Origin of the sequence: Miniphocaeibacter sp. (assembly GCF_049276255.1) — a bacterium.
Taxonomy (GTDB): Bacteria; Bacillota; Clostridia; order Tissierellales; family Peptoniphilaceae; genus Miniphocaeibacter.
Genome location: NZ_JBASWB010000046.1, coordinates 1 through 8,399 on the forward strand (window position 1 = coordinate 1; position 8,399 = coordinate 8,399).

Annotated in this window: 8 protein-coding genes and 1 pseudogene; 8 read left to right on the plus strand and 1 reads right to left on the minus strand. The window is 29.8% G+C overall.

From position 1 onward, the window contains the following. From WAO56_RS04875 to WAO56_RS04905, 7 genes and pseudogenes are all read left to right on the plus strand, one after another. Positions 1-376 (plus strand): annotated as a pseudogene (locus tag WAO56_RS04875) (3-deoxy-7-phosphoheptulonate synthase); the annotation flags it as partial. Next, complete coding sequence (aroB, locus tag WAO56_RS04880; RefSeq protein ID WP_422144818.1) at positions 360-1,433, plus strand: 3-dehydroquinate synthase; 1,074 nt, start codon at positions 360-362, stop codon at positions 1,431-1,433. The pseudogene WAO56_RS04875 and the gene aroB, both read left to right, overlap by 17 nt. Positions 1,434-1,436: 3 nt before the next feature. Continuing rightward, a complete protein-coding gene (gene aroA, locus WAO56_RS04885) occupies positions 1,437-2,693 on the plus strand; it encodes a 3-phosphoshikimate 1-carboxyvinyltransferase (protein WP_422144819.1) in 1,257 nt (418 codons plus the stop codon). Further along, the gene (gene aroC / locus WAO56_RS04890; protein ID WP_422144820.1) at positions 2,683-3,771 is read left to right on the plus strand and encodes a chorismate synthase; all 1,089 of its coding nucleotides are present in this window, start codon (positions 2,683-2,685) and stop codon (positions 3,769-3,771) included. The genes aroA and aroC overlap by 11 nt, the downstream gene beginning before the upstream one ends. After that, the gene (locus WAO56_RS04895; RefSeq protein ID WP_422146288.1) at positions 3,684-5,018 is read left to right on the plus strand and encodes a shikimate kinase; all 1,335 of its coding nucleotides are present in this window, start codon (positions 3,684-3,686) and stop codon (positions 5,016-5,018) included. The genes aroC and WAO56_RS04895 overlap by 88 nt, the downstream gene beginning before the upstream one ends. Next, positions 4,999-5,430: a type II 3-dehydroquinate dehydratase gene (gene aroQ / locus WAO56_RS04900; RefSeq protein ID WP_422144822.1), complete on the plus strand. Its 432-nt coding sequence runs from the start codon at positions 4,999-5,001 to the stop codon at positions 5,428-5,430. The genes WAO56_RS04895 and aroQ overlap by 20 nt, the downstream gene beginning before the upstream one ends. A 127-nt stretch (positions 5,431-5,557) precedes the next feature. Next, positions 5,558-6,133: a TMEM175 family protein gene (locus WAO56_RS04905; RefSeq protein WP_422144823.1), complete on the plus strand. Its 576-nt coding sequence runs from the start codon at positions 5,558-5,560 to the stop codon at positions 6,131-6,133. A gap of 3 nt (positions 6,134-6,136) precedes the next feature. On the opposite strand, the gene WAO56_RS04910 is transcribed toward WAO56_RS04905, so the two are convergent. Then, positions 6,137-7,000, minus strand: coding sequence for a MurR/RpiR family transcriptional regulator (locus WAO56_RS04910; protein WP_422144824.1), 864 nt, complete (start codon positions 6,998-7,000; stop codon positions 6,137-6,139). 150 nt (positions 7,001-7,150) lie between these two features. Here WAO56_RS04910 and WAO56_RS04915 point away from each other — a divergent pair, with 150 nt between their 5' ends. Next, complete coding sequence (locus tag WAO56_RS04915) at positions 7,151-8,290, plus strand: MupG family TIM beta-alpha barrel fold protein (protein WP_422144825.1); 1,140 nt, start codon at positions 7,151-7,153, stop codon at positions 8,288-8,290. Positions 8,291-8,399 lie beyond the last annotated feature (109 nt).

The window sequence follows — 8,399 nt, forward strand, 5'->3', positions numbered from 1 at the left end:
CGAGTATATTATGGCAGGTGGAAATAAAAATGTAATACTGTGTGAAAGGGGAATAAGAACTTTTGAAACAGGTATAAGAAATGTCTTAGATATTACAGCAGTGCCATACTTAAGGGAAAAAACCCACTTACCAATAATAATTGACCCTTCCCATGCATCAGGAATGTGGGAAATGGTAGAACCTTTATCAATAGCGGCAACAGCTATAGGTGCAGATGGTCTTTTAATTGAGGTTCATAATGACCCTGAAAGAGCTTTATGTGATGGACCACAATCATTAAAACCTTCTAAATTCGACAGATTAATGAAGGAAATAGCTTTAGTAAGAAAAACAGTTAATGAAATAGGAGAAATGAAAAGTGAAAAGTCCCATTAATATTCCAATTAATGCCTCAATAAAATATAATGTTGTAATTGGAAGAAATCTTTTTAATAATATTTCCAAGAGAATAAAGGAATTAAAGGGCGATTGCACTGTTGCAATTATTACCGATGATATAGTTAACAGTCTATATGGTGAAGAAGTAACTAAGGAACTATCTAATAACAATATAAAAAATTATAAATTTGTATTTCCTAACGGAGAAAAATCTAAAAATATTAATACTCTAAGTGAAATTTTAGAATTTTTAGCAGGTAATACAATTAATAGAAATGATTTGATTATAGCCTTAGGTGGTGGAGTTGTTGGTGATATTGCAGGTTTTGCAGCGGCAATTTACCTTAGGGGAATAGATTATTTACAAATACCTACAACTTTTCTTGCAGCAATAGATTCTTCTGTTGGTGGAAAAACAGCTATTGATTTAGAAGCCGGTAAAAATTTAGCAGGGGCTTTTAAACAGCCAATAGAGGTAATTTGTGATGTAGAAACTTTTAAGACGCTAGATGAAAAAATATTTGCTGATGGTATAGCAGAAGCTATAAAATACGGAGTTTTATTTGACGAGGAATTATTTAATAGATTTTTACAAGATAGGGTTACAGCAAATAGTGAAGATATTATAGATATAGTGAAAAAATGTGTTGAACATAAAAGGGATATTGTTGCAAATGATGAATTTGATAGAGGTAAAAGACAATTGCTAAATTTAGGCCATACTGTAGGACATGCTATTGAAAGATGCAGTAATTATGAAATAACCCATGGCCATGCAGTTGCTGCAGGAATGGGGATAATAGCCAGGGCTTCTGAAAAGAAAAATATAGCCAGGGAAAAGATTAGTGAAAAAATTGAAAAAGCCTTAATAAAGAATGATTTACCTATTAATTCAGACTATTCTACAGAGGAATTATATGAAAAGGCAATAAAGGACAAGAAGGTTTTAGGTACTAATATTAATTTAATTGTTCCTGAAAAAATTGGAAATTGTAAATTATATAATATTAAAACAGAAGAGATTAAAGAATTTATAGAATTGGGAAAGGAATAGTATATGGATATTTCAATAAAACCAAATTATTTAAATGGTGAAGTAGATGCAATTTCTTCAAAATCCCATGGCCATAGAATTTTAATTTGTGCTGCACTAGCAGATAAGACTACAAATATTGTATTGGAAAAAACTTCAATTGATATAGACACAACTATGAATTGCTTAAGGGCATTAGGGGCCAAAATTGAAAAAGACGGGATTAATATAAAAGTAACACCTATAGAAAAAACAAATTCAGTTCCTTTACTGGACTGTATGGAAAGTGGAACTACCTATAGGTTGATGTTACCTATTGCAGCTGCTTTATATAAGGAAGTGGATTTTACCGGTAGGGGAAGATTACCGGAAAGACCAATGTCGGATTTAATAAATGCCATGAAGGAACATGGAACTACTTTTTCTAAGGAAAAAATTCCCTTTACTGTAAAAAACGGTTTAAAAGGTGGAGTTTTTGAAATTCCCGGTGATGTTAGCTCCCAATATATTTCCGGCTTGTTATTTGCTGCGCCTTTATTAGATGAAGATGTTGAAATCAGATTAACAACAAAGTTAGAATCTAGAAATTATGTTGAAATGACAATAGATGCTATGGAACAGTTTGGAGTAGTTGTAGAAAGATTTGAAAATGGATTCTTTGTTAAAAAAGGTCAAAAATATATATCTACAAGTGATGTAAGGATTGAAGGCGACTGGTCAAATGCAGCATTTTTCCTTGCTGCAGGTGCAATTGGAAAAGAAGTTGTTGTAAGAAAATTAAATATGAACTCCACTCAAGGAGATAAGGAAATAGTCAAAGTATTAAAGGATTTTGGTGCTAAGGTAGAAGTAGGAGAGGACTATGTAAAAGTTAGTCCAGGTAATTTAAAGGCCATTACCTTGGATATTTCAGAAATACCGGATTCTTTACCTATATTATCCATAGTTGCTTCCTATGCTGAAGGGAAAACAGAATTTATTAATGCTAAAAGGTTAAGATTAAAGGAAAGTGATAGACTGGTAACCACTAGAAAAATGATTGAAAATTTAGGTGGTAAGGCTTTTGAAGAACCTGAAAGTTTAACAGTTGAAGGAGTTAGAAAGCTTAAAGGTGGTAAGACGGAATCCTTTAATGACCATAGACTTGCAATGGCTTCAGCAATTGGATCTATAATTTCAGAAAACAAGGTAATTATTAAAGATGCAGAAGCTGTAAATAAATCCTATCCTAAATTTTATGAAGATTTTAAGTCCTTAGGGGGAAATATAGATGTCATCTAGTTTTGGTAATAAATTAAAGGTTTCAATTTTTGGAGAATCCCATGGTAGAGGAATTGGATGTACAATTGACAGTTTACCGGCAGGTGAAAAAATTGATTTAGATAGATTAAATCAATTTATGGGAAGAAGAGCACCAGGGAAAAACAAATTTGGAACTAAAAGAAAAGAAAAGGATGAAGTTGAATTTTTGTCCGGAATAGTAGACGGCGTAACAACAGGTAGTCCCTTAACGGGAATTATATTTAATAAGGATCAAAAATCCAAGGACTACAAAAATCTGGAAATAGTTCCAAGACCTTCCCATGCAGATTTTACTGCCTATGTAAAATATAGGGGTTTTGCAGATATGAGAGGTGGAGGTCATTTTTCAGGAAGACTTACAGCACCAATATGTATTGCTGGAGGAATAGCTAAACAAATACTTGAAAGAAAGAATATTTATGTAGGAGCACATTTATTATCCTTAGGTGAATTAAAGGACGATTCCTATGATTTTGTAAATTTATCTAAAGAGGATTTAGAAGCAGTATCAAATAGGGATTTTCCTGTATTAAATAAAGAAACTTCCCAGTTAATGAAAGAATATTTAAATGATATTAGAAATGAACAGGATTCCATTGGTGGAATAATTGAAGCCGGAGTAATAGGTTTACCTGTTGGACTTGGAAATCCTATGTTTGATGGAATTGAAAATAAACTAGCAAAAGTTTTATTTGGAGTTCCCGGAATAAAAGGCCTTGAATTTGGAAGTGGTTTTCAGGGAACAAAATTAAAAGGATCAAAACACAATGATGCTTTTGATATTGTTAATGGAGAAATAAGAACGAAAACAAATAATAATGGTGGAATTATTGGAGGAATTTCCAATGGTATGCCAGTGCTTTTAAAGGTTGCAATGAAACCGACTCCATCTATTTCCTTAGAACAGGATTCAATTAACTTAAATACAAAAAAGAAAGAAAAACTGGTAATACATGGTAGACATGATCCTTGTATAGCTGTAAGGGCAGTACCGGTAATAGAAGCTGTAATTGCTACTGTAATACTGGATTTATTAATGGAAGAAGGACTGTTGTAATTATGGAAGTAAAAGAATATGGACTTTTAGGAGCTCATCTTTCCTATAGTTTTTCACCTGAAATACATGGTTATTTTGCAGACTATAAATATGAATTATTTGAAAAAGAAGAAGGGGAAATAGAGGAGTTTTTAAAAGATGAAAATTTAAAGGCCATTAATGTAACTATACCCTATAAAAAAACTGTTATGAAATACTGTAATGAAATTTCAGATATAGCTAAAAGAATAGATGCTGTTAATGTAGTGAAGTTTTCAAATGGAAAATTATACGGTGATAATACCGATTATTACGGTGTAAAGTATATGCTTTCAAAAGGTGAAATTACTATAAAGAACAAAAGAGTAGCCATACTTGGTGATGGTGCTACTTCTCAAACAGTAAGAGTAGTTCTTGAGGACTTAGGTGCTAAAGAAATACTTATAATTTCACGAAAGGGAAAAATTAAATTTTCTGACTTAGAAAAATATAATTTTGTTGAAGTTATTATAAACTGTACACCTGTTGGAATGTATCCTGGAGAAGCAAAGTCCCTTGTGGATTTAAATGAATTTAGAAACATAGAGGCTGTAGCAGATGTTGTTTATAATCCTGCCAGAACAGCCTTAATTTTACAAGGTGAAAAACTTGGAATAAAAACTATAAATGGACTTCCAATGTTAGTAGGGCAGGCAAAAGAGGCTGTGGAAATATTTTTAAACAAAAAAATAGATAATAGTAAATTAGACGAAGTATATGGAAAAATATATAGAAGTACCCACAATATTATCCTTATAGGAATGCCAGGTTCAGGTAAAAGCAGTATTGGAGAAAAAGTTGCATTAAAGTTAGAAAAAGAATTTATAGACATAGATAAGGAAATAGAAAAAGAAAAAAATATGTCAATTCCACAAATTTTTGAAAGAGAGGGAGAAGAAAGCTTTCGAAAAATAGAGAAAGAGCTTACTAATAAATTTTCAAGAAAAACCGGTGTAGTAATATCAACAGGTGGTGGAGTTGTACTTGATGAAGAAAATTATAATCCTTTAAAACAAAATGGATTTATTGTCCTTATAGAAAGAGAAATAGATAAGCTTTCAACACAGGGAAGACCATTGTCTCAAGGTGGAATTAATAGGCTAATAGAAATAAAAGAAGAAAGACAAAGTAAATATGAGGCTTTTAGTGATATTAAAGTAAATAATGTCTATTTACCTAATGCTGTAGATGAAATAGTGGAGGCATTTAATGAAAATCCTAGTAATTAATGGGCCTAATATAAATATGTTAGGAATAAGAGAACCTGAAATATATGGTAGAGAAACCTACGATGATTTAATAGCCTATGTTAAAGAGGAGGCAAAACTATTAAATACTAAAGTAAGTTTTTACCAATCCAATCATGAAGGGGATTTAGTAGATAAAATACAAGAGTCCTATGGTAAATACGATGGTATAGTAATAAATCCGGCAGCATACACCCATACATCAGTAGCTTTATTAGATGTAGTGAAGGCAGTGGGAATACCAACGGTGGAAGTGCATATATCAGACCCAGATAGTAGAGATGAATTTAGAAAAATATCCTACATAAGACAAGCCTGTGTTGAAACAATAAAAGGGAAAGGCTTTAAGGGATATATTGAAGCAATTGAATACTTAGTGAAACATCATAGTTAAGCTATGGTGTTTTTTATTGTGTTTTTGTAATATTTTTTTAATTAATTCTTATAAATACCAATTAATATGTTTTAGGTATTTAACTCTTGGAAAAATATTTCTAGTAAATTTAATTAGGAAGTATTATATGTTTATGAATAAAAATAGATTAGAGGCTTTTTCAGATGGTGTTATAGCTATTGTAATTACTTTATTGGTTTTAAATTTAAAAGTTCCTAAAACACCATCAATTTATGAAATATGGAAAATTAGAGAAAGTTTAATTACATATATTTCCAGCTTTATTTTTATTATTGTTATATGGCAAAGCCATCATCAATTTTTATATTTAGCTAAGTCAATAAGCGATTCTGCAGTCTGGACTAATAATTTTTGGCTATTTTACTTAACTTTTTCTCCTCTTGTAACATATAAGATAAGTGAATTTCCTACAAAAATATGGCCAGCATTTTCTTACTCCATAGTTTATTTTATGTGGGGTTTATCCTATGGAATATTAACTAAGACCTTGGTTAAAGCAAGTGGTGAAGATTCTAAATTACAAAAAATAATATCTAAGGATAAGAGAAGTAAATTCTCTTTATTAGTAAATATTTTCATATTTATAGGAATCTTTTTTTGGCCTCCATTTGTCATAATTGGAAGATTGATAATATCAGCTATATGGGCAATACCTTATGGTAAAATTGGTAAATACAATTAAATATTATTTATTTGTAAAACCCTTATATTCTAAAACAGACAGTCTAGAAGCTTTTATTAAATCTATGTATCTATCATAATCGTTTAGTATATAGGAATAAAATAGTATATCTACAAGAATAAATTGAGACATTAAAGAGCTAGTTGCAGCACTTCTAATTTCAGCTTCTTTAGATTTAATTGTTTGAAGGGTTAAATCTGATATTTTATTTAAACTATTAGGACCTAATTGTGTTATTCCAATAGTAGTTAGATTTCTATTGTTTGCTATTTTCATAGCAGAAATAACTTCTGACGTTTCTCCAGAGTTTGAAATACCAATAACCAAGCTGTTTTTTGGTGCTGAAGCTATACAAGAAATCAAATGATGTAAATCATTGAAGCAAATTATAGATTTTCCTATACGACTCCATTTTTGGAAAATATTTTCAGCTACTAAGTAGGAAGAACCAATACCGTAGGTATATATTAAAGGAGCCTGCTCCATGATTTTTATTGTTTTTTCTATTGTTGTTTCAGTAATTAAATTGACAGTTTCTTCTATGGATTTAGATGCATTTGCTAATATTTTTTTCTTTATTTCAAAAATATTTTCATCAGGTGAAATATCGGAATAGTCTGTGAGTTTTACTGATTTACTTTCAGAAGACAGTAATATTTTTAATTCAGTGTAACTGGAAACTCCAATAGATTTACAAAAACGTATTACCGAAGCTGAGCTTGTTTCTGAAACCTTTGCAAGTTCAGCTGTGGTCATTGTTATTATATTGTAGTTTCCATTTAATATAGTATCGGCAATTTTCTTTTCCGAATTCGTTAAATTTTCATAAATGCTATTTATTCTATTAAATATGTTGTTTTTGTTCATTTTTTCCTCCTATTATGTAACGATATTACAAAAAAATAATAAAATACTTGAAATATTATTTCTTTATATTATAATAATATCAAATAGCAAAATATTTGCAACTGTTTTCCATTATGGAAAATTAAGATTTAGAAAGATTGGAGGAATTAATTGGTAGAAACGAAATTTAAAGAAGATTATGAATTAAGTAATTACTTTAAAAAAACAAAAAAGAAATTAATATTTGGATTTTCAATTTTTTTAGGTAATAATATTTCAGCAAATGAAGAAAATTGGATTGAACAAATGACAAAGATTGGTTTTAAAAAAGTATTTACATCAGTACATATACCAGAAGAAAATACAGATTTAGTAAAAAATAATTTGATTATTTTAGCTAGTCTTTGTAAAAAGAAGAATTTAGAACTTCATATAGATACATCTAAAGATACTCTATATAAAATGGGATATGGACTTAACAATATTGAGGATTTGTTGGAGATTGGGGTTACAGGAGTAAGAATGGATTATGGAATAGATAATGAATATATTGCTAAACTCAGTAAATTAATGACGGTTTCCATAAATGCAAGTACAATTTTAGAGGAAGATTTTCTTGAACTAGAAAAATATGGTTCAAATTTTAAAAATATTATAGCTTGGCATAACTACTATCCGAAACCATATTCAGCTTTAGAAGACAAGTGGTTTGCTTTAAAGAATAAATGGATACGTGAAAACTACAATATTCCAATTTATGCATTTATTCAGGGAGATAGTAATCAAAGAGGCCCATTGAAAAAAGGTTTGCCTACAATAGAATCTCAGCGTAATAAAAAACCATTTATTTCAGCTTTAGAGTTAAAGAACCGATACTTTATAGATGGTGTTTTTATTGGGGATCCAGGATTAACAGAAATAAGCATGAAACTATTTAAGGAATTTATAGAAAATGAAACAATAACTGTTCCTGTAAAATGGCATGTCAATAAAGAATATAAGGATAATATTAATTCAGTATTTCATAACAGAAGAGATTTTTCAGGAAATATCATTAGGGCAGAGGAATCTAGGTTAAAAAATTGGTTTGCAATAAAACCTAGTAATACCAGTATAAGAAAAATTGGAGACATTACAGTAGATAATGATCTTGCTAATCGATATGCAGGGGAAATAAATATTATAAAAAAAGAATTACCAGCAGATGATTCAATAAATATTATTGGAAAAGTTGAGAAGGATTATTTAGATTTATTGCCATATATAGGGGCAGGAGAAAAATTTAAAATGGAGGAAATTAATGAAAAATAAAATGGATATTTCAAACTTAGATACGGAAAAAAGAAACAAGAATTCAGAAAATTTAGATACTTTAAATAGTTTAGAAATAGTTTCTTTAATGAATAAAGAAGATGAAAAT

Bases quoted from the DNA above. Each gene is read 5' to 3' on its own strand.
- aroA (WP_422144819.1), top strand. From the start codon at position 1,437: ATGGATATTTCAATAAAACCAAATTATTTAAATGGTGAAGTAGATGCA.
- aroC (WP_422144820.1), top strand. From the start codon at position 2,683: ATGTCATCTAGTTTTGGTAATAAATTAAAGGTTTCAATTTTTGGAGAA.
- aroQ (WP_422144822.1), top strand. From the start codon at position 4,999: ATGAAAATCCTAGTAATTAATGGGCCTAATATAAATATGTTAGGAATA.
- WAO56_RS04905 (WP_422144823.1), top strand. From the start codon at position 5,558: ATGTTTATGAATAAAAATAGATTAGAGGCTTTTTCAGATGGTGTTATA.
- WAO56_RS04910 (WP_422144824.1), bottom strand. From the start codon at position 7,000: ATGAACAAAAACAACATATTTAATAGAATAAATAGCATTTATGAAAAT.